The 20,910-nt window shown below is 40.6% G+C and carries 15 protein-coding genes; 1 reads left to right on the top strand and 14 read right to left on the bottom strand.

Annotation, left to right across the window (positions count from 1 at the left end):
* The first annotated feature begins 13 nt into the window (after positions 1-13).
* Entirely contained in the window at positions 14-1,951 is a 1,938-nt protein-coding gene (locus FMM05_RS01180; RefSeq protein WP_143371506.1) for a sigma 54-interacting response regulator, read from the top strand.
* A 19-nt stretch (positions 1,952-1,970) separates the two neighbouring features.
* Here the strand turns inward: FMM05_RS01180 and FMM05_RS01175 are convergent, their stop codons facing one another.
* From FMM05_RS01175 to FMM05_RS01110, 14 genes are all read right to left on the bottom strand, one after another.
* On the bottom strand, positions 1,971-2,972 hold the full coding sequence (locus FMM05_RS01175) for an FAD:protein FMN transferase (RefSeq protein ID WP_185965481.1): 1,002 nt from the start codon (positions 2,970-2,972) through the stop codon (positions 1,971-1,973).
* Positions 2,973-2,979: 7 nt separating this feature from the next.
* Positions 2,980-5,181 carry a PepSY domain-containing protein gene (locus FMM05_RS01170; RefSeq protein WP_143371505.1) on the bottom strand — a complete coding sequence of 734 codons (2,202 nt, stop codon included), beginning with the start codon at positions 5,179-5,181 and terminating at the stop codon, positions 2,980-2,982.
* Between the two features lie 6 nt (positions 5,182-5,187).
* Complete coding sequence (locus FMM05_RS01165) at positions 5,188-5,664, bottom strand: DUF2271 domain-containing protein (RefSeq protein WP_143371504.1); 477 nt, start codon at positions 5,662-5,664, stop codon at positions 5,188-5,190.
* A gap of 10 nt (positions 5,665-5,674) precedes the next feature.
* Positions 5,675-7,159, bottom strand: coding sequence for an ankyrin repeat domain-containing protein (locus FMM05_RS01160; protein WP_143371503.1), 1,485 nt, complete (start codon positions 7,157-7,159; stop codon positions 5,675-5,677).
* Positions 7,160-7,292: 133 nt separating this feature from the next.
* Positions 7,293-8,621 carry a hypothetical protein gene (locus FMM05_RS01155; protein ID WP_143371502.1) on the bottom strand — a complete coding sequence of 443 codons (1,329 nt, stop codon included), beginning with the start codon at positions 8,619-8,621 and terminating at the stop codon, positions 7,293-7,295.
* Between the two features lie 32 nt (positions 8,622-8,653).
* A complete protein-coding gene (locus FMM05_RS01150; protein WP_143371501.1) occupies positions 8,654-11,059 on the bottom strand; it encodes a TonB-dependent receptor in 2,406 nt (801 codons plus the stop codon).
* Positions 11,060-11,252: 193 nt separating this feature from the next.
* Positions 11,253-11,927, bottom strand: a complete 675-nt coding sequence (locus tag FMM05_RS01145) for a response regulator transcription factor (RefSeq protein WP_143371500.1) — start codon at positions 11,925-11,927, stop codon at positions 11,253-11,255.
* The gene (locus tag FMM05_RS01140) at positions 11,924-12,691 is read right to left on the bottom strand and encodes a sensor histidine kinase (protein WP_143371499.1); all 768 of its coding nucleotides are present in this window, start codon (positions 12,689-12,691) and stop codon (positions 11,924-11,926) included. The genes FMM05_RS01145 and FMM05_RS01140 overlap by 4 nt, the downstream gene beginning before the upstream one ends.
* On the bottom strand, positions 12,646-13,311 hold the full coding sequence (locus FMM05_RS01135) for a hypothetical protein (protein WP_143371498.1): 666 nt from the start codon (positions 13,309-13,311) through the stop codon (positions 12,646-12,648). The genes FMM05_RS01140 and FMM05_RS01135 overlap by 46 nt, the downstream gene beginning before the upstream one ends.
* Positions 13,308-13,916, bottom strand: coding sequence for a hypothetical protein (locus FMM05_RS01130; protein ID WP_143371497.1), 609 nt, complete (start codon positions 13,914-13,916; stop codon positions 13,308-13,310). The genes FMM05_RS01135 and FMM05_RS01130 overlap by 4 nt, the downstream gene beginning before the upstream one ends.
* A gap of 370 nt (positions 13,917-14,286) precedes the next feature.
* Positions 14,287-15,723 carry a TolC family protein gene (locus FMM05_RS01125; protein ID WP_143371496.1) on the bottom strand — a complete coding sequence of 479 codons (1,437 nt, stop codon included), beginning with the start codon at positions 15,721-15,723 and terminating at the stop codon, positions 14,287-14,289.
* Complete coding sequence (locus tag FMM05_RS01120) at positions 15,707-18,910, bottom strand: efflux RND transporter permease subunit (protein ID WP_143371495.1); 3,204 nt, start codon at positions 18,908-18,910, stop codon at positions 15,707-15,709. The genes FMM05_RS01125 and FMM05_RS01120 overlap by 17 nt, the downstream gene beginning before the upstream one ends.
* A 24-nt stretch (positions 18,911-18,934) precedes the next feature.
* Positions 18,935-20,020: an efflux RND transporter periplasmic adaptor subunit gene (locus FMM05_RS01115; RefSeq protein ID WP_143371494.1), complete on the bottom strand. Its 1,086-nt coding sequence runs from the start codon at positions 20,018-20,020 to the stop codon at positions 18,935-18,937.
* A gap of 173 nt (positions 20,021-20,193) precedes the next feature.
* The gene (locus FMM05_RS01110) at positions 20,194-20,628 is read right to left on the bottom strand and encodes a hypothetical protein (RefSeq protein WP_143371493.1); all 435 of its coding nucleotides are present in this window, start codon (positions 20,626-20,628) and stop codon (positions 20,194-20,196) included.
* Positions 20,629-20,910: the final 282 nt, after the last annotated feature.

Raw genomic sequence — 20,910 nt, 5'->3', positions numbered from 1 at the left:
TAAATCTGCTATTATGGACACTGCTACAAAAATATTAATAGTTGAAGATCATTTTTTAGAGGCAAACCATTTGCGCCTTATGCTTAACAATGCAGGGTATACCGTTAGCGGCATAGCCCGCACTGTAGAAGAAGCCAAGAAAAGCATTGCCAATGATAAACCGGGACTGGTATTGTTAGATATTTTCCTGTTGGGAAAAGGCACCGGGATAGACCTTGCCGGTTATCTCAGGGAGCAGCATATAGGTTTTATTTACCTCTCGGCAAATTCTAACGAAGATATACTTAATGCCGCAAAGGCTACGCATCCCTACGGCTTTTTGGTAAAGCCCTATCGCGAAAAAGACTTATTAATAGCTATGCAGATAGCAGGTTACCATCAGCAATATGGGCTGGAATCTTCCATACGTAAAGAGCAGTTGTTTCAGGCGCAATTGCAGGACCTCATCACTACCAAAGGCAGTTGGGAAGAAAGGCTCTTTAAAGTAAGCCGGGCTTTGCAGCCACTCATACCTTTCGACCTGATAATAACGGTATACCATATTGCCGAATTTAATGAAGACCGCATTTATGGCTTTTTGCGAACAGGATTTGATGAATATAAAATCATAAATAACGAGGAATTTCAGAGTATTACCAACCTTAAAGCCCATGAACTTAAAAAGCTTCAGGAAGATACGGTTGTAGATAGCGGAATTGTGCTTTATGCTGAGGAGGCTTTTCAAAAACTAACGCAAAAACCTTCTATGAAAAGGGTAATTGCAGAGCACCTGGGTATGCGCTGTAACCTTACATTGCCCGTACCTTTGGCAATTAGCCGGCAAGGGAACTTCTTTTTTTCTTTTTTTAGCAGAAAGCCCGATGGCCTAACCCAGGTACATGCCGATGTTTGCAGGAGGCTGCAACAGCCCCTCATTTATATGGTAGAGAACATTGTATTAAAAGATACCACAACACATACCACCGTAAACCCTAAGCCCGAATTTAAAAAGGTTGAAACCAAAACTGAATTTGACGGAATAATAGGCAAAAGTCCTTTGCTTATGGGCGTTTTTGATTATGTAAACCAAGTAGCTTTGGCAGAAACCACAGTACTTATTACAGGGGAGAGCGGTACGGGCAAGGAGCGTATTGCCGGTAGTATACATAACCTGTCTACCAGGAAAATGCATCCTTATATTAAGGTAAATTGTGCCGCCCTGCCACAAAACCTTATAGAAACTGAGTTGTTTGGGCATGAAAAAGGTGCATTTACCGGAGCTACTACAAGTAGGGTTGGCCGCTTTGAACAGGCTAATAAAGGCACCATATTTTTAGATGAAGTAGGAGAAATGCCAATGGAAATGCAGGTAAAATTATTGCGTGTATTGCAGGAAAAAGAAATTGAAAGGATAGGGGGCAATACCCCAATTAAAGTGGATGTGAGGATTATTGCAGCAACCAACCGTAACCTTGAAAAAGAAGTTGCCGAAGGGCGTTTTAGGCTCGACCTTTATTACAGGCTTAATGTTTTCCCTATACGCATGCCCTCTTTAAGGGAACGCAGGGAAGACATTCCGTTACTGGCACAGCACTTTATTACGCGTGTTAGCAGGAAAATAGGAAAAAATGTAGACCGACTGTCTGATACGGCATTAAAAAGCCTGTTATCATATACATGGCCTGGTAACATACGCGAGCTTGAAAACCTTATGGAGCGTTGCGTTTTGCTTGCAAATGGCCCGGTGATTGAAGAACTTCCGCTGCCTGCCGTCAGTAGCTTTAACGATAAAGCCGAATTAGCATGGCAGGAAAGGACCATTGAAGAAAACGAAAGGATGCATATTATAAGTACCCTTAACAGGTGCGGTGGTAAGATACGCGGCTCTAACGGCGCAGCGGTACTGCTTGGGGTTCCACCCACTACACTGGCATCTAAAATGTTAAAGTTGGGCATAGAACGAAAAAGATAGCCATACTATCCCTATTAGGTTATTGAACTTGTTTGGCAAGTTTAAACTTTAAGTTTTTTGATTTTATAACTTTACCCTTATCGGTAATAAGTATGCAGCTGTAATCAGGATGTTTGTTAATGAGTTTTAGCCCGGCTTTTTTACCTAATACCATTAGTGATGTACTAAAGCCATTTGCCATCTCGGCACTTGGGCCAAAAACCGTAACACTGGTAAGCCCCGTAGCAGGATAACCCGTTACCGGATTGATGATGTGCGAATAATGCTTGCCGTTTAACACTACAAACTTTTCGTAATTGCCCGATGTAGTTACAGCATCCCTGCCCAGCGGTACAATGGCAATATATTTATTGGTATCAAAAGGGTTGGTAATGCCAATGTTCCAATTGGTGCCGTTGGGTTGTTTGCCCCAGGTAGCCATATCGCCCGATGCGTTTATGATACCCGCCGGTACACCCCGTTTTTCCATAAGCTGGCGGGCTTTATCGGCAGCATAGCCTTTGCCTATAGAACCGAAGCCGATTTTCATTCCGGGTAATTTCAGGAAAATAGTAGACTGCATGCTATCCAGCACTATGTTTTTGTACCCAACTTTCGCTACTGATCGTTTTACTTCTTCAGGCGTAGGCATTTTGGTCATGGTGCTGTCAAACCGCCATATTTTATCCATCGTGGCAAAGCTGATATCAAAAGCGCCATTGGTAATTTCTGAAATAATCAGCGCGCGTTGCGTAAGGTTAAAAACTTCCCTGTCAACCTTTACGGGCTGAATGCTCGCATTTTGATTTATTTTAGAAACCTGTGTGTCCGGCCTCCATTCAGAGATGAGGTTTTCTATACGCGTAATCTCGGCAATAGCCTCATTAATGCGCAATTCTGCCGTAGCCGAATCTTGTGCCACTATGGTAATATCAAAGCGGCTGCCCATAAGCAATGTTGTCCTTTTACGCAGCGTTTGCCCTGCACAGCCAAGACAGTGCAATATTATTATGATTGACAGTATGTTTTTAAACTTCTTCATTATAACATTAATAACAATCGGTGCGTACCTGGCCGTTGGCTTTGTAATGGGCAAAACTGTTGCTGTTCTTTTCTATGCAAATGGTGTCTAAAACCTTCTCTACATCCTGCTGCATTGTAAGAGATCCGCAGATCATAACCGTGCCCCCTTTTTGCAGTAAACCGGCAAAGAAACCGGCATCTTTAAGTATTAAATCCATCACGTAGCAGTTATTTTGCTCACGCGAAAACGCAATGTGAAAGCTATTAAGCCGTTCCTTTTTAATCTGCTCTCCTGCAAATTGTTTATAATCGGTAACGGCATCGGTTTCATTACGGAAACCACAATACAAATGGCATTCGGTTTTGTGTTTGTTACTTTCAATCATGCCTAAAAAGGGCGCAATGCCCGTGCCGTTGGCTATCATAGCCACCACAGGTGTCTTTTTAGGAAAATGGAATGCAGGGTTGGGTGTAATGCGCGCCCTAATGACCGAACCGGCTTCAAGCCCATACAGATATCCTGACCCTAAGCCCGGCTGGTGCAATTTTACCACCAATTGTATGTTGCCGTTGCTTTTACTAATAGAATAAAAACGTTCCCTGCCATCGCCTGCGGGATATACCGCCAGCAAATCACCCGACGTGAATTTAGCACGTGTACCGGGGCGCAGCGTAAGTATAAACGTATGATCGGCTGCCGATAAGGTGGTTTTTTCCAGAACCATTAATTTTTGCAGGCCTGTTGGCTTTTGGGCGTAATAGACAGGTGTGGTTGCCAATGCAATGCCGGCTTTTTCGCTCCAGTTCTTTACCCAATGTGTAAATTGTAAAGGTGATTTATCATCAACGGTGTGCAGGCTTAAAAAGCGTTCGCTCCAGGGTTGGCTTGCCAATGCTTCATCAGCTTTTATGGCATAGGCACAAAAATCAGGATAGGATTTAGACCCAAACCCTACTACCGATACTTGTACGCCCTGATTTTGCGGATGCTGCCTAACCAACGATAAAAATTTGGTAGCGTTAAAAGGTGCATCGCCCAGGCCATGTGTTGAGGTAAATATAATGATATGTTCTGCTTTAGGGAATTGGGTATATTGGTTTAGCCCTGTGAGGTACGATGAATAACCGTTAGCGATAAGCTGTGTATGGATGGCATTGGCAAACCGCAGCGTGCTGCCGTTTTCAGATCCTACCAGTAGAATAAATTGGCTTTCAGTAGCTTTATATTTGTTCTTTACTTTGGTTTGCCTGCGCTTTAATGTCATGGCAAAACCGGAGTAAATAAAGAATAATATGTTTATTGATGCTAAGCCCAGTATAATGGCCCAAATGCTGTTGGTGCGCCCGGTATGCAGGTTAAGGCTCAGGTTTTCAAACAACACGGTAGCAGGGTAGGGTATCTCGCTCACCACCTGGCCGGTAAACTGATTAACATGCAGTTCGCGGTCAGTAAGTTTTAAGATAAATATTTCTTCAGGGTCCTCCGGGTCAAAAGGGAATTCTATTTTTTGAACATCAGCCAGTTTTGTGTTTTTAAAGACCTCAAAGTCGGCTATGTTTTTTTGGGCTGTTGCATCGGGATCAACCGGGATGTCTTTGTGCTGTAACTGCACTTCCGGAAAAAGCTTGAACCTCACCATAGAAAGGTAGGTACCCGAAACTGCAATAATTAAAACAGGGATGAGCATGAGCCTGCCCAAAACCACATGGTAATACTGCGCAAAATAATCTTTTACGATTTTTGAAAAAAAACGCTTCAACCCTTTTTGCCGCTGGATAACGAGCATCATCCCCGAAATTGCTATGAAAATCAGTAGGAACGAATTGACACCGATGAAAAACCTACCGGTTTCATGCAAAAAAAGCGAGCGGTGCAGTGCCGTGTTCCATTGTATAAAATCGCTTTTCTTTTGGGGCTTGCCCAATACATTACCAGTTTTTGGATCTATGTATGCTTCAATATCATTTCCGTCCCCATCAAGGCCTTTAAGCGTTGTAAAATGGTTGTGGTTTACCGATATCTCAGTAACCTCTAAGTAATTTTTGCGTAGTACGGGCAGGGTTTCTGCAAGGGTAATGGCCTCAAAATTTTGCACACGGTAAGGCGGTATTTTTTCCCCTACGGCATCTACGGCAAGCACAATGCCGGTAGCGGATGCCAAGATTAAAAACAGGGAAGAAAATATCGCCAGTGTTAAGTGGGCATATCTCCAGACGGATAATGTCATTAAGCTTTAAATGCTGTTGAGTTTTACGTAACGTATATAGCCCTTACCTTCGGTTTTTTGTATGATGCCATCGGTAGTAAGCGGAATCTCAACATCGTTAACATGGTATTTCTGATCTTCTACAGCGGTTTCAAAACGCAGTTTGTAGCCCTTGTTCATTTTAGAATTCTCGATCTCAAATGTGGTAACACTACGGTCGCCACCGGTAACCGAAGCCCCGGTTTTAGCGCTTACAGCAGGCTTTTTAGAGTAAAATTTGTACCATTCCTTAAGACTGTTGTACCATTGCTTGTCATCGCCCATTACATAAAGGGTTTTTTCGTATTCGCCTTTGGCATTAATAAGCGATACGGTTACGTATGCACCTTCGCCCATGTAGTTAGACATTTGTAAAAGACATTTGTATTTTGTGGTTTGCGCCGATGCCGTAAACGAGAACAGGCATAGTGCTGCAATCAATAAAATTTTAGATAATGATTTCATTTATAATTGTTTACTTTAAAAAGTCTACCTGTACGTTATTCTTTTTCAACACTTCATTCTCTTTTGCAAGGTCGTAAGCCGTTTCGTCAAACCCGGTCTTAATATCTTTTTTAGCGCCTAAGCCCACCAAATATTTTAAAATGGCATCATCTTTAGATATCATGGCTGCTTTGTGCAACACAGTAACGCCTTCAGTATCTTTTGCATTAACATCGATCTTTAAGGCTGCAAGTTTTTTAAGCAGGTCAAGGTCGTTTTTTATAATAGCTGTATGGTACAGCGTGCTGCCGTCTTTTTGCTGCGATGCTAAATTAATCCCTTTTTGCTGTAGCAGGTTTAATTTCTCAGTAAAATCGTCTTTTTGGGCTGCGCCGCCACGTGGCGCCCTGTACGACTCTATAAGGTAATACGCCAGGTTGTTGCCTTTGGCATCTTTAATAGTAACATCAGCACCTTTGCTTATTAGTAGCGACACTACATCGGCCGAACTGTTTTTTACCGCCTGCGTTAGTGCCGACTCGCCTTTAGCATTAACGGCATTAATGTTTTTGGTTTTAGCAATTAACATATTTAGCAGCTCAGTGTCTTTACCTGAAGCTGCGTTCATTAAAGCGGTAGTGCCTTCTTTATCAGCCTTGTTAACGTCTACACCTTTAGCAATAAAATAGTTTACAATTTCGGCCTGCTGTTCTTTTCTCGCCAAAAAGTGAAGCACCGTTTGCCCATCGGGCGTAGTAGCAGTAGGCTTAATTTTAAGGTCGTCTACTAAATATTTGTAAACTTCAATAGTGTTTGAAGAACGCCTGCTGCCCCGTGCGGCGAATATCATGGCGTTGTCTGTTTGTTTTACGCCTTTTTTAAGGAGTGTTTTAAGCTGGTCTATATTACCAGTCCTTGCGGCATAGTCAAACGCTGTGCTGCCGTTGGCATCGGTATCTTTAAGCGACAGGCCTTTGGTTACAAAATAGTCTGACAGGGTAAGGTCTTTATCAGCCGGTAGGGCAAGCAGTAACAGGTTAGCGCCATCTTTGTATTTCTTTTTAGGGTCTGTGCCTGCTTTAAAAAAGTGTTCGTATACAGCAGTATTGGTTTGCCCGTTAAAAGTAGCAAAAGCAATAGGGGTGTAGCCGTGGCTGTCTTCCAGGTTAAGATCGCTTTTTTTTGCGATAAGGTACTGCACCAGTTCGTCATTGCCTTTATTGGCAGCCCAGTGCAGGTAAATGCGTCCATCGTGCGTAGGTTTGTTTACGCTGTTGCCCGGCTGGTCTATTAAAAACTTAATAGTTTCTACAGATGCACCACCGTTTATAGCCATAACCACAGGATCAAAAGACATGGGGTTGAGTTCGGCGGGGTTACTGCCTTTTGCAATTTCTGATTTTACAGCTGTTACATCCGGCGATGATTTCCAGAAATTTTGATCTAACAAATTGTTTTTTTGAGCATTAGCATATAATGCAGATAGCATTAATGCTGTAAAGAGTATTTTTTTCATAAAACTTAGGTTGTAAGCTAATGGCATTATATTAAAATGATACGCTCTGCCCCGGAGGCCGGAACGGAGCGCATCAAAGTTATTTAGATTTTTTCTAAATAATATCTGTTTTCCAATATTTTTTAATTGGATATTAAAATACTCCAATGTAGTGGTTACCGGGCCTGTTAAGTAGTTTAGCACCTTTAGTAACTGCACCTGTTGGTATATCAATAACATAAATGTTACCTTCTTTACCTACCGGAGTAACAGCAATATAAATTTGGTTTCCATCAACTACAAAGCCCTGGTACTGGCCAAAATCAAGGTCGGCATCATACGTAATACCTTCAACTCTTTGTGCAGTTCTTGTATTAAGATCTATCCTTGCCACAAAGCCTTGGTTGTTAGCGTCTTCGTGAGTGTATACAGCGTAAGCAATACCATTACCGGCATACCTCCATGCATCAATATAAGAGCCTGTTACACCTAAAGCATCATCTAAGCTAAATACATATGAATTATCGTATTGGTTGTTTTGATTTATTTTAAGTATATAAGAACCATTCTCTGTATCCCTTTGTGTAGCCTGGTAAATGTTGTTATCGTTGCCTACAAAGCTGTTAAAGCTCCTGTAACCGCTGGTATCGCCAAAACCTACTGTAGATGTAATTACTACAGGATTTTGTAACGAAGGGTAATCTACCACAACCGATTTTGAGCCTAAACGCTCAAATCCGCTCTGGTTAGCACCGGTTGTAGGATCGGTTTTGCGCATCCATGTACCAATAATAAGTTTATCGCCGGCTGCGTTAAGCGTTGGAGCATCTAAACGGAATATGTGATGTCCTTGTGCTTCTTCCTGTGCTGATAAAGCAATTTCGTATTGTTTGTAACCTGAAATTAATATGTTTTGAAGATCTAAACTTAAAACGGTTGCGGTACCCCTGGTGCGAAGGTAAGCGCCATCGGTATCAGTAACAACCTGAGGAGCCGTTACGTTTACTGCAACACCTGTCCTGTCGCCATCAAAAAGTTTTGTCCAGCGTGGTGATGTCCCTGCATATTGCGAAATGTTAACCGTAGTGCCCGACTGCACAAAGTTATTGGCACCGTTAACACCATACGTCATGAACTCGCCACCATTATCGCCAGTATATGTGATGTTAAACAATGTGTTACCATCTACAGACGATTGCAAACGAGCCGTCCTGTTAGATTGTACCGGCATCCCGCTCTCATAAACATTTACCGAAAAGTTGGGATCCTGGGCATTTTCTTTAGATATGGCGTATACCATAGTGCCACCGTTACCATCGCCCGGCTCATCCTGCATTACGGCGCCGGCAAGAGTTATCCATCGGTTTTCAGTTTCCGGATTTGCAGGAGCCGGTCCGCTATCATCATCGCTACAGCCGGTAATTAATGACATGGTGGTTAAAACTAAGCCACAGGCAAGTAATTTAAAAGTACGTTTTTTCATATTGATTACTTTAAAAAATTAGTTATTAGGTATTAAAATTTGTTGATCGTATAATTTAGTTTCACATAAAAAGCGCGCCCCGGTTTTTGAACGGCATAATTATCATATACCTGTTGGTTAAAAATGTTTTTAGCATCAAAGCTTACAATAAACTGCTTTGCAGGAAATGTATAGCTTACGCCTAAGTCCTGAGCAAACTGGGTGGGTGTTTGAGATGATTCCAGCTCCAGCCATGAGGTGTAGAACGGAGCCACATAACCGCAGGCGTAATACACGTTAAGTTCTGATTCTTTTTGTATCAGGCTTTTAAAATTGTATTGGGCATTACCGTTTAAAGTAAAAAAGGGTTCGTTGGGTAGTTGCTTATTATAGTTGTCTAAAACATTACCGTTGTTATCGTACTTAAGCTTGTAAAGCGATCTGAATTTTGACATATTTATGTTAATAAACAGCCTCTCGTTATATACATACTCTAATGAGGCCTCAACCCCTAATGATTGCGCTTCACGCAAATTCTCAAAAGGTAGTGTTTGTATGGCATCATTTATACGGTCGTTTATTTGCCGAACAATTTTATCGTCAGTATTTCTCCAAAAGCCCGATGCCGCCACCGATATTTTGTGTTTGTTAAATTTGTATGCGCCAAGCCTAAACCCGGCATTAATGTTATTACTTATCTCCGGCCTTAAGGTAGGGTTGCTGGTAATGTTTTCTCCGGGGCTGCCAAAAATCTCATTATCAGATGGAAGCCTTACGGCCTTTTCGGCAGAAGCCAATAGCATAACTTGTGGGGTAATAAAATAGGACACCGCGAGGCCGTAACCAAAAATATCGGTAGTGTTTTTAACAACCTCTTCAACAACATTGGTCTGTCCACCCTCGCTTACCAATATAGGGTCGCGTTTTTCATTGGTTTGGGAATAATACTTGCCAAAAATACTGGTGCGTAGGCTTGATTCAAATGCCTGTAGTTCGTAAGCAAGCGATGATACGCTTTTTCTTAAGTCGCGGGTTTCCAGGAACCTTTTTTCCAGCGCTGATTTCAATTCATCATTATCATCCCGGTTAACCGAGTTGTACATATTGCTGAATATGATCTTGTGGTTATCGTTTATTCTGTAGTTAAAGCCACCCCTAAGGCTTACTACATTACGTTTAATATTGTTAATGGTAGGAGCGCCCTGTTGCGCACCGTTAGGAGTTAAAATAGGATCGCCATACAAGCCTAAAGCCCTTTCGCCATTCCAGTTATAATTCCATTTAACGGTATCATTTACAACCTCATTGCGTAGGCTGTATACCCCGTTAAAATTAAAATCAAGGCCTTTAACAAGGAAATCTTTTTTGGTATAGTTAAGGCTTAGTGCCTGTGCATCCGACTCGGTAAAGCGCCCCTTGTATGGCTTGGTCATAAACTGTCCGTGCTGTATCTGGTTATAGTCTTCACTTCCGTTGTAACCCACCAAGAATAGGTCGGCCCACTTTACATCAGTAAAACCGGCCTCAACGCGCCCACCATACGAACGGTAAAGATTGTTAAATCGTTTTGCCCTAACATATTCGTAGCGGCCATTGGGCAATATATTATACACAAATTTTCCCCACACCTCATAATCGTTATCAGAATAATTCTGGAAGCCCGATGCTTTAACCGTAAAACCGTTTTCGGCTCGGTATGAAGTACTAAGATTGGACTGTACCGTATTAAACGACCCGTAGGATACCGATGCGTTTAGTGTATTGCGTACGCCCCTTTTAAGGATAACGTTAATGGCACCGCCAAGTGCGTCATCGGCCAGGTAGGCAGGTATAACACCTTTGTAAACCTCTATACGTTCTATAAGGGCAGGTGGAATGCTATTTAAGTTAAACGAAGCACCGTAAGTTGAAATGGGAATACCATCTATAAATACCCTAATGGAGTTACCGGACATACCGTTTAAGTTGTAATCAACACTCGCGCCGAGACCGCCGTTTTGCCTAACCCGTACCCCAACGCTGCGGTCTAACAAATCATTGGTTTGTATATTTCTTTTTGCAGCTTCATGAGTTTCTATAACGTTAACGGAGAAACCTTTATCTAAAATTTCTTTTTTAGCCGATATTTTGCTTACAACTACTTCATCTAATTGTTTTGGGTTGTTTTTTTGTACGGTTATATTTAGCTGAACGATTGGGCTATTTACAGTAACGTTTACCGTTTTAGTCTGCGCTTCTAAAGATGATACCTCTAAAACATAAATACCATAGGTGAGACCTTTAATTTCATAGCTTCCTGTTTCATTAACTGTAGCATACTTTTGGGTGCCTTTAACTAATACCGTAACACCATAAGCTACATCATTATTTTCAAAAACTACGTTTCCCGTAACTGCCCCGATTTGAGCAAATGCCTGAATATTAAACAGTAAGATGGTTAAAAATAGTAATGACCTCATTTACAAGTTTGCTTATTAAATACGTGCGCAAACTTACTTTGTTATTTGTATTTAATCTAAATAAGTATATTAGGATTACATTAGAATTTTCATTAGAAATTTTAATGCTGGAGTAATAAGTCAGTACCAGTTGGAGTAAATACTTGAGATGTAAATAAACATGGTTTGGTATTAGCCCCTAAATGATTAGTAGTTATATAGCGGGTAAAGTATTAATGTTTATAATATTATGCTGAATAGCATATATTACAAGGCCGGCAATATTTTTAGCGCCTGTTTTAGCAAACAGGTTGTTTTTATGCCCTTCAACTGTGCGTGGTGTAATAAATAAAATATCGCCTATTTCTTTAGCAGTTTTTTGCATACTTATAAGGCGCAAAATTTCTATTTCGCGTTCAGATAGTTGCTGATTATCATCTATAATGGGTTTTGGCGCTTTGCTGCTTATCTGGTCGCGAAGGGTATCCATTTGGTCTTCCATGAGATATATGCCTTTGTTATATACTGTGCTAATGATCTCTTTAAGAAGGATAGGGGAGATGCCCTTTGGCACAAATGCCGAAGCGCCGGTTTTAAACATAAATCCCATGAACGATTGCTGATAGTGGGATGACACCACAATTATTTTAATAGTAGGAAATAGCGATTTAATGTGTTGAGCCACTTCTATACCATTCATGCCGCCCATTTTAAGGTCTAACAATAAAACATCGGGCAGGGTAGTGGCAACGGCAAGTTTTGCAATAAGGTCTTCGCCGCTATTGGCTGTAAATAATACGCTAAGTCCATCTGCAGCATTTAAAAAATCTTCTAACAACTTTACAATAAGCGAATCATCATCTGTAATGGTAATTAAGATATTTTTCATTCGGCTTCAAATTTAGAATGGTTAAGTATCATTATGGCAGTAGTGCCTTTGCTTCCTGTTTTTATCTTATGCAGGCCATTTAAATACAACATCCTGAGCTCGATATTTTTAAGGCCAATGCCTTTTTTTGCAATATTCATGTCAAACCCCTTACCGTTATCATTTACAATAAGGATAAGGCACTTATTGGTAATCTTTAAATACACATTTACAAGGCTGCACTGTGCATGCTTATGTATGTTTATAATAAGCTCCTGCGTAATACGGGTTACCTGGATTTTTAAATTATTGGGTATGGCAGCGCCCTGTGCAATGTTACTGAGAAAATTAATTTTCATCTGTTTTTTCCACGAAGCTACTATGCCATCTAAAATTTCTTCCACAGATACAAACTCCAGCATGGGCGGACTAAGGTCGTGCGATATACGTCTGGCCTCGGCAATGCTTTCGCCTAAAAGCGCATCAATATCATTATAATTATAATCCGTTTGGTTTTTAAGCCTTAGCACGGTTAGCTTGCCAATGAGGGAGTCATGCAAATCGGCAGCAATACGAGTACGTTCCTGTTCCTGCGCTATAATACCGGTTTCCAGCAACTTTTTTTGATGTTCCAGTTGTATGCGCGAATCTTTTAACTGGGTTGCCACCATCCGCTTAAAATTAAGCCGTACCAATTTTACAAACGAAACAGCCAGCAGGGTTATAATTGCAATAACAATTATGATCCAGATTGTAATTGTTTGCGGGTCGAGCCATTTCTCCATATTTCGCGACTTAAAAAGGCATAGAATAAAAGTGTTAGTAAAAAGTTTGCAAACCAAAAATAATACTTAACCATCGAGGCTACATTAATAAGAAAATTAATGGGCAAAAACAATATAAGGTTTAACGAAAAATATATAACAAATGCCGAGTTTAATTTTAGGATACTGTTGTCCTGCTGCTCGCTGTCTATCTTTTCGAAAAACAGCGTAATAGACATCATAATGATTATAAATGAGCAGATTACCTTAGCATACGACTGAAACTCTTTTGGCGTAGCATTTGCCAGAATGTATACCTCCCAACTTATATAAAGCGTTGCCGCAATGGTTAGTATAATACTGGGCATATCCTTCTTCTTAAAGAGGCAAACCTGATAAAAAACGGTAAAAAATAATAGCTCCAGCAGGCTGAATATTACTATAAAAACAAGGTTATTGTTATATATTTCGCCAAATATGCGGCTGGAAATATCGGTTAAAAAGCATATACCCAGATACAGTAATAAGAACCTGTACTGTTTTTTTAATGATTTAAAACGATAGGCTCCGGCCGCAATCCCAACGAATAATAATATAGGTACCAGCGCTGTAGCGAGGCTCACAGCTCTGAAAAATGTCATACGGTAGCTAATGCAATGTCAAGAAGGTAAAAATCAGACTCAAACACATCAAAAGGCGGTACAGGCCTAACAGTATCATAATAGCTAACAACTTTTTGAGACGCCTCTGTAACAATAAGGTCTGCAGTAAAGCCGGTAGGCGATGATGATGCTTCTAATGCAAAATAGATATCATAATTTTTTCCCTGTGTCATATAATCGCCGGGAATATAAAATGCCTGGAACAAACCATCCGGCTGCGCAATTTGCCTTGGTATCCAGGTATTAAAATCAGCATCCCAGGCAGCTATCCTTTGCTTGGCCTCAGTTTCAGGTATTTGGTGCGAGTTACCCAGTTCCGGCAATACTTTGCATACGGTAATATATTGCATTATATCGGCTACATATTCGGCATTGTCGTACTGTGCCGGGATAATGTAAATATTTAAGCCGTTAAGATTTTCGTTTAAGCCTAAATAGGCATGTAATTTAGCAGTAGAACCCGTAGGGTAATTGTTTTTAAATTCAAAATAATTGCCTGAAGATAGTAACTGAATGGCAGCCTGGCTATTGCCCCTTGCTACTCCCCATTCTTTAATGCTCTTAGTAACATCTGATAATTGCATAATTAAGGTGTTTTAGTATTAGTTGGATTGGAATGTATTCAAAAATATATTATTAAGAATAAACCGGCAAGATATATTTCACATTTTCTATATACTGCACGTTTTACACTATAAATGGCAATAAAATTTATTTTTCATTAAGTTTTATTCTATTTAGAATGCTTCAAAATGAAATAAACCTGTACGTAATAACTTATATTATATCGTTGTAGTACAAATTTAGTTATTATTTAAATATAGAAAAGTAAAATATATGTTTAATTAAATGAATGTAAAAAATAAACCCTCAAAACTAAAGCTTTGAGGGTTTAAAGAGAATGAAGAACGTAATTGAAATATGAATATTAAATGGTCTTAGCCTGTTTAGGCATTATTTCCATCCGCCACCCAATGCTTTATAAATATTAACCCTTGCATTCATTTGCTGCAATTTGGTTTCTATTAAGTCAAATTTAGACTCTAACGCATCACGTTGTGTCATCAGCACCTCCATATAATCTGCCCTGGCCGACTGGAACAGAGTATTGGAGATATCAATAGACTGGTTTAATGCATCTACCTCCTGCGATTTAAGGTTATAACTCTTAGCAAGGTTATCTACTTTTGCCAGTTGGTTTGCAACCTCTACATACGCATTTAAAATAGTCTTCTCATAATTGTAAACTGCCTGTACCTGTTTTGCATTCGCCGAAATATAGGTTGCCTTAATAGCATTCCTGTTAATTAACGGAGCAGTAAGGTCGCCCGCAAGCGAGTATAGTAACGACTGTGGTTTTATTAAATAAGAAGGGTTAAATGCCTGATAGCCTATTCCTGCCGATATTCCCAATGACGGGTAAAACCTTGCCTTGGCAACCTTAACATCAAGCTTTGCAGCAGCAAGGTCGTTTTCAGCTTGTTTAATGTCGGGCCTGTTAGCTAATAACTGAGACGGCAGGCCAGACTGCACAGCTTCCGGTACCAGATCAGTTAATGGAGTTTTACTCCTTACAACCGGCTGCGGGAACCTGCCCACTAAAAAGTTTAGCCTGTTTTCAGTCTCCGTTATTTGCTGCTGAATAGTGTACTGTAAGCTTTGCGTATTAAGCACCTGTGCCTGAAACCTGCGCACGGCAAGCTCTGTAACACGGGTAGACTCTTTTTGCAGCTTAACTATTTGCAGCGCATTGGTTTGTATCTGGATGTTTTGTTTTACAATATCCAACTGGTTATCAAGGGCAAGCAACTCGTAATATGAATTTGCTATCTCTGCAATAAGGTTGGTTACCATAAAGTTCTTACCCTCAACGCTGGACAGATACCTGCTAACCGCTGCTTTTTTAGCGTTATGCAGTTTGCCCCAAATATCAGCTTCCCAGGATGCGTAGGCGCCAACCCTGTAATCCTGTAAAGGCTCCGGCATGGCTTTACCCTCTTTAATAGGGAGGTTTTCTTCCAGTGCGCCAATGTTTGTGTAGCGCCCCACTTTATCTACGCCTGCGCTGCCCTGTAGGCCAATAAAAGGCAAATATTCTCCTTTACGGGCCCTAATCTCACTTTTAGCAACTTCAATTTCCTGTAGCGTAATGTTAAGCTCCTGGTTGTTTTTAAGCGCCGTATCAATAAGGCTGTCCAGGTTAGGGTCGGTAAAATATTCCTTCCACTTTAGCTGTGCTGCCGTAACAGTATCCTTTTGCACGGTATTATATGCAGTAGGAACCGATGTATTTTCTGTACGCTGTACAAGACCCGGGACTTTACAGGCAGAAAAGGTAAGTACTAAACTGCCTGCTATTATATAATTATATGCTCTACTCTTTGCCTTCATGTTCTTCAGTATTTGAGAAATTATCTATTGAGTGTACAAATCCTTCAGATAAAGAACTGTCCTCTTCAAACTGTATCAGTTTTCTGCCGTTTGCCAATGATCCGAATATGTAGTACAAGCCCGGTACGATAATTACCCCGAAGACTGTACCGAAAAGCATACCGCCTAATGCAGCAGAACCCAAAGTTTTATTACCGATAGCGCCTGCTCCTGAGGCAAGTAATAATGGTATCATACCTGCAATAAAGGCAAACGAAGTCATTAAAATTGGCCTGAAACGTACCTTAGCACCTTCTATGGCCGCTTCCAGTATCGTCATGCCCTCATGGTGCTTCTGGACGGCAAACTCTACGATCAATACCGCGTTCTTACCGAGCAGCCCGACGAGCATGATCAAACCGATCTGGGCATAAATGTCATTTTCAAGCCCCATCATTTCAAGCAATACAAAGGCACCAAGTACACCCACAGGTAGTGAGAATATTACGGCTAACGGAATAATGAAGCTCTCATATTGTGCAGCTAACACAAAGTACACGAATGCCAATACAATTAGGAATATGTAAATAGACTCGTTACCCCTGTGCGATTCATCATAAGATAAACCTTCCCATGCTATATCATAGCCTTTAGGCAATGTTTGCTTAGCGACTTCAGTCACGGCCTGTATAGCATCTGCAGTGGTGTAACCTTTTGCAGGTAAGCCTTGTATAGCAGCAGAGTTGTACATGTTGTAACGGGTAATTTCGTTAGGGCCCTGCGTCTTTTTAAGCTTCATAAAGGCAGAGTAGGGAACCATCTCTCCATGATCGTTCTTAACAAAGAGGTTAAGTACATCTGACGGTAGCCTCCTGAACTTAGGATCGGACTGAACGTATACTTTAAAGAAACGGTCAAACTTAATAAAGCCCTGTTCGTACGTACTACCTATCAGGATATCAAGGTTTTCCATAGCTTTGCCAATAGACACGCCTTTTTGCATTGCAAGGTTGTTATCTATTATCAACTCATATTGAGGGTAGTTGGCCGCAAAGAAGGTAAACAAGCCTGCCAATTCTTTACGCTTGCCTAAATCATCAAGGAATTTTTTGTTGATCTTATCAAAATCCTGGTAATCTGTAGCAGTGTTTTTATCCAATAAACGTAACGAGAAACCACCAGATGAACCAAATCCCGGAATTGCAGGCGGCTCGAAAAACTCAATTTTTGCTCCAAGCCCTTTTGATTTTTCCTCTAACTCTTCCATTACTTCGGTTACCTTATGCTCCCTTTCATCCCACGGTTTAAGGTTTATCATACAGGTACCTGCGTTAGAGCCCCTTCCTTCGGTCATGATTTCATAACCTGCAAGCGATGATACCGATTCTACACCGGCTACATGTTCGGCAATTTTTTGAAGTTTTTGTGAAACCTGGTTGGTAGTCTCCAGCGTAGATCCCGGAGGTGTCTGGATAATCGCATAAATGGTACCCTGGTCTTCACTCGGGATAAATCCTGAAGGAAGAATTTTATTTACAAAGAAGATACCCGCACAGAACCCGATTAATATAATAAAGGTAAGCACCCTGCGGCTAACGATTGATTTTAGTAAGATTACATATTTACCTGTAAGCTTATCAAACACCCTGTTAAAGCTGTCTAAGCTTTTAGTAAGTACATTTTTTTTCTTCTCTTGCCCGTGGTTGTTCTTTAACAGCATGGCACACAATACAGGTGTAAGTGTAAGCGCAATAAGTGCAGAAATTACAATTGAACTTGCCATGGTTATAGAGAACTGTCGGTAAAAAGTACCCACTGGACCCGACATGAAGGATATTGGTACGAATACCGATACCATTACCGCTGTAATTGCTATAATAGCGCCACTAATTTCGCCAAGTACCTGTTTTACTGCCTGGTAAGGCGTTATATGCGGAAACTCTTCAAACTTGGCGTGTACGGCCTCGACGACCACGATGGCGTCATCCACAACAATACCAATTGCCAGTACCAATGCAAACAGCGTAACCATGTTGATGGATATACCAAAGAACTGGATAACAAAGAATGCCCCAATAAGCGATACCGGTACAGCTAATATGGGGATAAGCGTTGAGCGCCAGTCTCCTAAGAAGATGAACACCACTAATGCCACAAGTATAAAGGCATCCCTTAACGTGTCTATTACCTGTTCGATAGAAGCATCAAGGAATTTAGAAACGTCATAACTAATTTTATAATCCATTCCCGGAGGGAAAGTTTGTTTCATTTCTTCCAGCTTGGCTTTAACATCGGCAATTACATCGCTTGCATTACTGCCATAGTTTTGTTTAAGCATTATAGATGCCGATGGGTGCCCGTCTAAGTTGGAGTAAATATCAAAGAATTCACTACCAAGCTCGGCGCGGCCAATATCTTTAAGGCGTATGGCCTGACCGTCGGCATTTGCACGTATAATAATATTACCGTACTCTTCCGGCTCGCTAAACCTGCCCTTATAGGTCAATACATATTCTAACGACTGTGCGCTGATACCGGAACTCTGGCCAATACGGCCCGGGCGGCCCACAATACTCTGCTCGCCAAGAGCACTCATCACCTCATCTACCGATACGTTATATGCCCTCATACGGTCAGGGTTTAGCCATATACGCATCGCGTAGGTACGGCTACCCAATATTTGCGACCTCGCCACACCTTTAATCCTGTTGATCTCAGGTAGCATTTTAACGTTGGCATAATTGTACAAAAATTTCTCATCCATGTCTTTACCTTTTGCATAAAGGTTAACATACATAAGCATACTGGGCTGTATTGGGGTAATAACAACCCCTTCACGCTGTACAAGTTCGGGCAAGAGGGGCATAACCTGATCTACCCGGGTCTTTACCCGTATAACGGCCTGGTTGGGGTCGGTACCGGGCTCAAAAATAATCCTTAAAGTGGCTTCACCGGCGCTGGTTGCATCGGTAGCCATATACCTCATGTCCTGAACACCGTTAATGGCATTCTCTAAAGTTATCAGGGTTGATTTAACCAATACATCGGCACTGGCTCCGGGATAGGCAATAAAAATATTTACTGTTGTAGGTGCGATATCAGGAAATTGCGATGTTGGCAATTGCGTGATTGCAAGAGTACCCATAAATACGATCATGATCGAGATCACGATGGCAAATACAGGCCTTTGTATGAATTTACTAAACATGTTGTTTCTTTTTAAGTTATTCGATTATTCTGCATATAGCTCTAAATGCGATATAACATGTTGCCCGTTCTCTAATTTGTAGTTTATTTTTTCGTTTTCTTTTACAAGGCGCAAACCTTCAAGAAGAATCTTATCATCTAACTTTAAACCTTCGCTTATAATGAAAAGATGAGGCAGCTCTCCGCCAATTTTAACTTCTCTTGATTTAACCTCGTTGTTTTTGTCGATAACATAAACATATTTTTTATCAAGCACCTCAAAGGTTGCTTTTTGAGGGATAAGTATTGCGTTTTTGTATGGTACGCTCATTTCTATATTACCGGTTTCACCATGCCTTAAAAGGCTTTTAGGATTAGGGAAGGTAGCCCTGAAAGAAATATTACCGGTTTCGTTATTAAAATCGGCTTCTATAGTTTCTACAATACCGGGATAATCAAATAGCTTGTTATTAGCCATTAACAGGTTTACTTTTGTTTTGTCTTTTTGCTTAACCTGCGATTGAAAATCAAGGTATTCAGCCTCAGGAACATTGTAGTAAACCCACATTTTACTGTTGTCAGAAAGTTCTGTAAGCAGGTCACCCTCATCTACAAGGCTACCCGGCCTAACATGAAAACGGTCTATAATACCATCAAACGGTGCCCTTATCTCTGTAAATTGCAGGTGTACACGGCTTAAAGAAAGTTCTGCCTTAGCCTTATCCCACTTGGCTTTTGCCATAGCAAGCTCGTTAGGGGCAACTACATTGTTATCGGCAAGTTTTTTTGTATTTTTGTATTCTATTTCAGCAAAATTAGCCTCTGCCTGAGACTTTTGTGTTTCTGCCTGGTACAGGTTAGGCATAATCTGGAATAACAGTTGGCCTTCTTTTACTGCCTGGCCCTCATCTACATAAATTTTTTGCAAATACCCTCGTTCCTGCGCCCTTAGCTCAATATGGCGTATAGACCGTATTTGGGCTACATACTCCTTAGTAATGGCAGTATCCATTTTAACCGGGTTAGTAACTAAGAATTCAGTTTTCTCTTCTTTTACTTCTTCTTTTGTCTGGCAGCTTGTATTGCATAGCAATACGCATACGCCCGCCATGAGCATTACGATTCTCTTCATAATAATTTGCGTTTAAGCAGTACGATAAAATGTTTTGTGATAAATTTTTAGGAAAATGTATAGCAATACGCAATGGGCATCCTGATAGCTAAAGGCTACGGAAAGTCATTAAGTACAAAATACAGTGTGCAGAAATGTAGCAAGGCAAAAGCTTTGCTTGCTCAGGATTTAAATCAAATCCTTAATACCCGGAATATTATATGCAGTTTTTGAGTACCGACAAGTGAAAAATGAGGGCACGCAGGCACACATTTTTTAATGTCGTTGCAAAAATATTGGGGTGTTGTTGGGTAAAATGCAGATGTAAAGTAATTACTTACCGCTGTAGTCTTTTTTACAGAAACAGCCTTAAGGGTGCTTAATTCTTCTTCTTCATTTTCGTTGTCGGAAATGTCAACCTTGTCGTTTAATTTATAAATAACCGGTGCGGAAGGATTAATTGTAGCGTCAGCTAAATTGTTAAGTATGTAAGCGCTGGCGGTTGTAGCAAGGTCGTTGTTTTTTGCAGGGGCAGGGGCAAAGTTAACCTCATGCGCATATAGATTACTATATCCACTTACAAGCACTAATGCAAGCCCGATTAAAAATTTAACAAACAACTTCTTCATTCGCCGTCAAAGTTACATAAATATGCAATGCCATATTTATAAATAATAAAAAAAATATACGAACTCGTTGTAGTACTGATTTTCAGTATTGAAGACTCACATTGGTACGTCGTAATACAACTTTTTATAATTTTTCAATCATTAACTTCATTTACATTTATCGTGCCAAAATGTGTAACTGTTAAAATAAATGTTTGTAAATAACATAATTATACCAATTAAATTTTGATGAATTAAGTTGTTAAGTTTTAGGTAAATATTATTAATAATTTAACATTTTTA

It is taken from the genome of Flavobacterium zepuense, assembly GCF_007097145.1.
Lineage (GTDB): Bacteria > Bacteroidota > Bacteroidia > Flavobacteriales > Flavobacteriaceae > Flavobacterium > Flavobacterium zepuense.
The sequence above is the reverse complement of the archived record's forward strand: the minus strand, read 5'-3'. Positions and strand labels throughout refer to the sequence as shown.

Coding starts and splice junctions, on each gene's coding strand:
- FMM05_RS01120 (WP_143371495.1), bottom strand. CDS start 18,910: ATGTTTAGTAAATTCATACAAAGGCCTGTATTTGCCATCGTGATCTCG.
- FMM05_RS01150 (WP_143371501.1), bottom strand. CDS start 11,059: ATGAGGTCATTACTATTTTTAACCATCTTACTGTTTAATATTCAGGCA.
- FMM05_RS01125 (WP_143371496.1), bottom strand. CDS start 15,723: ATGAAGGCAAAGAGTAGAGCATATAATTATATAATAGCAGGCAGTTTA.
- FMM05_RS01115 (WP_143371494.1), bottom strand. CDS start 20,020: ATGAAGAGAATCGTAATGCTCATGGCGGGCGTATGCGTATTGCTATGC.
- FMM05_RS01165 (WP_143371504.1), bottom strand. CDS start 5,664: ATGAAATCATTATCTAAAATTTTATTGATTGCAGCACTATGCCTGTTC.
- FMM05_RS01155 (WP_143371502.1), bottom strand. CDS start 8,621: ATGAAAAAACGTACTTTTAAATTACTTGCCTGTGGCTTAGTTTTAACC.
- FMM05_RS01170 (WP_143371505.1), bottom strand. CDS start 5,181: ATGACATTATCCGTCTGGAGATATGCCCACTTAACACTGGCGATATTT.
- FMM05_RS01160 (WP_143371503.1), bottom strand. CDS start 7,159: ATGAAAAAAATACTCTTTACAGCATTAATGCTATCTGCATTATATGCT.
- FMM05_RS01130 (WP_143371497.1), bottom strand. CDS start 13,916: ATGCAATTATCAGATGTTACTAAGAGCATTAAAGAATGGGGAGTAGCA.
- FMM05_RS01135 (WP_143371498.1), bottom strand. CDS start 13,311: ATGACATTTTTCAGAGCTGTGAGCCTCGCTACAGCGCTGGTACCTATA.
- FMM05_RS01145 (WP_143371500.1), bottom strand. CDS start 11,927: ATGAAAAATATCTTAATTACCATTACAGATGATGATTCGCTTATTGTA.
- FMM05_RS01140 (WP_143371499.1), bottom strand. CDS start 12,691: ATGGAGAAATGGCTCGACCCGCAAACAATTACAATCTGGATCATAATT.
- FMM05_RS01175 (WP_185965481.1), bottom strand. CDS start 2,972: ATGAAGAAGTTTAAAAACATACTGTCAATCATAATAATATTGCACTGT.
- FMM05_RS01110 (WP_143371493.1), bottom strand. CDS start 20,628: ATGAAGAAGTTGTTTGTTAAATTTTTAATCGGGCTTGCATTAGTGCTT.
- FMM05_RS01180 (WP_143371506.1), top strand. CDS start 14: ATGGACACTGCTACAAAAATATTAATAGTTGAAGATCATTTTTTAGAG.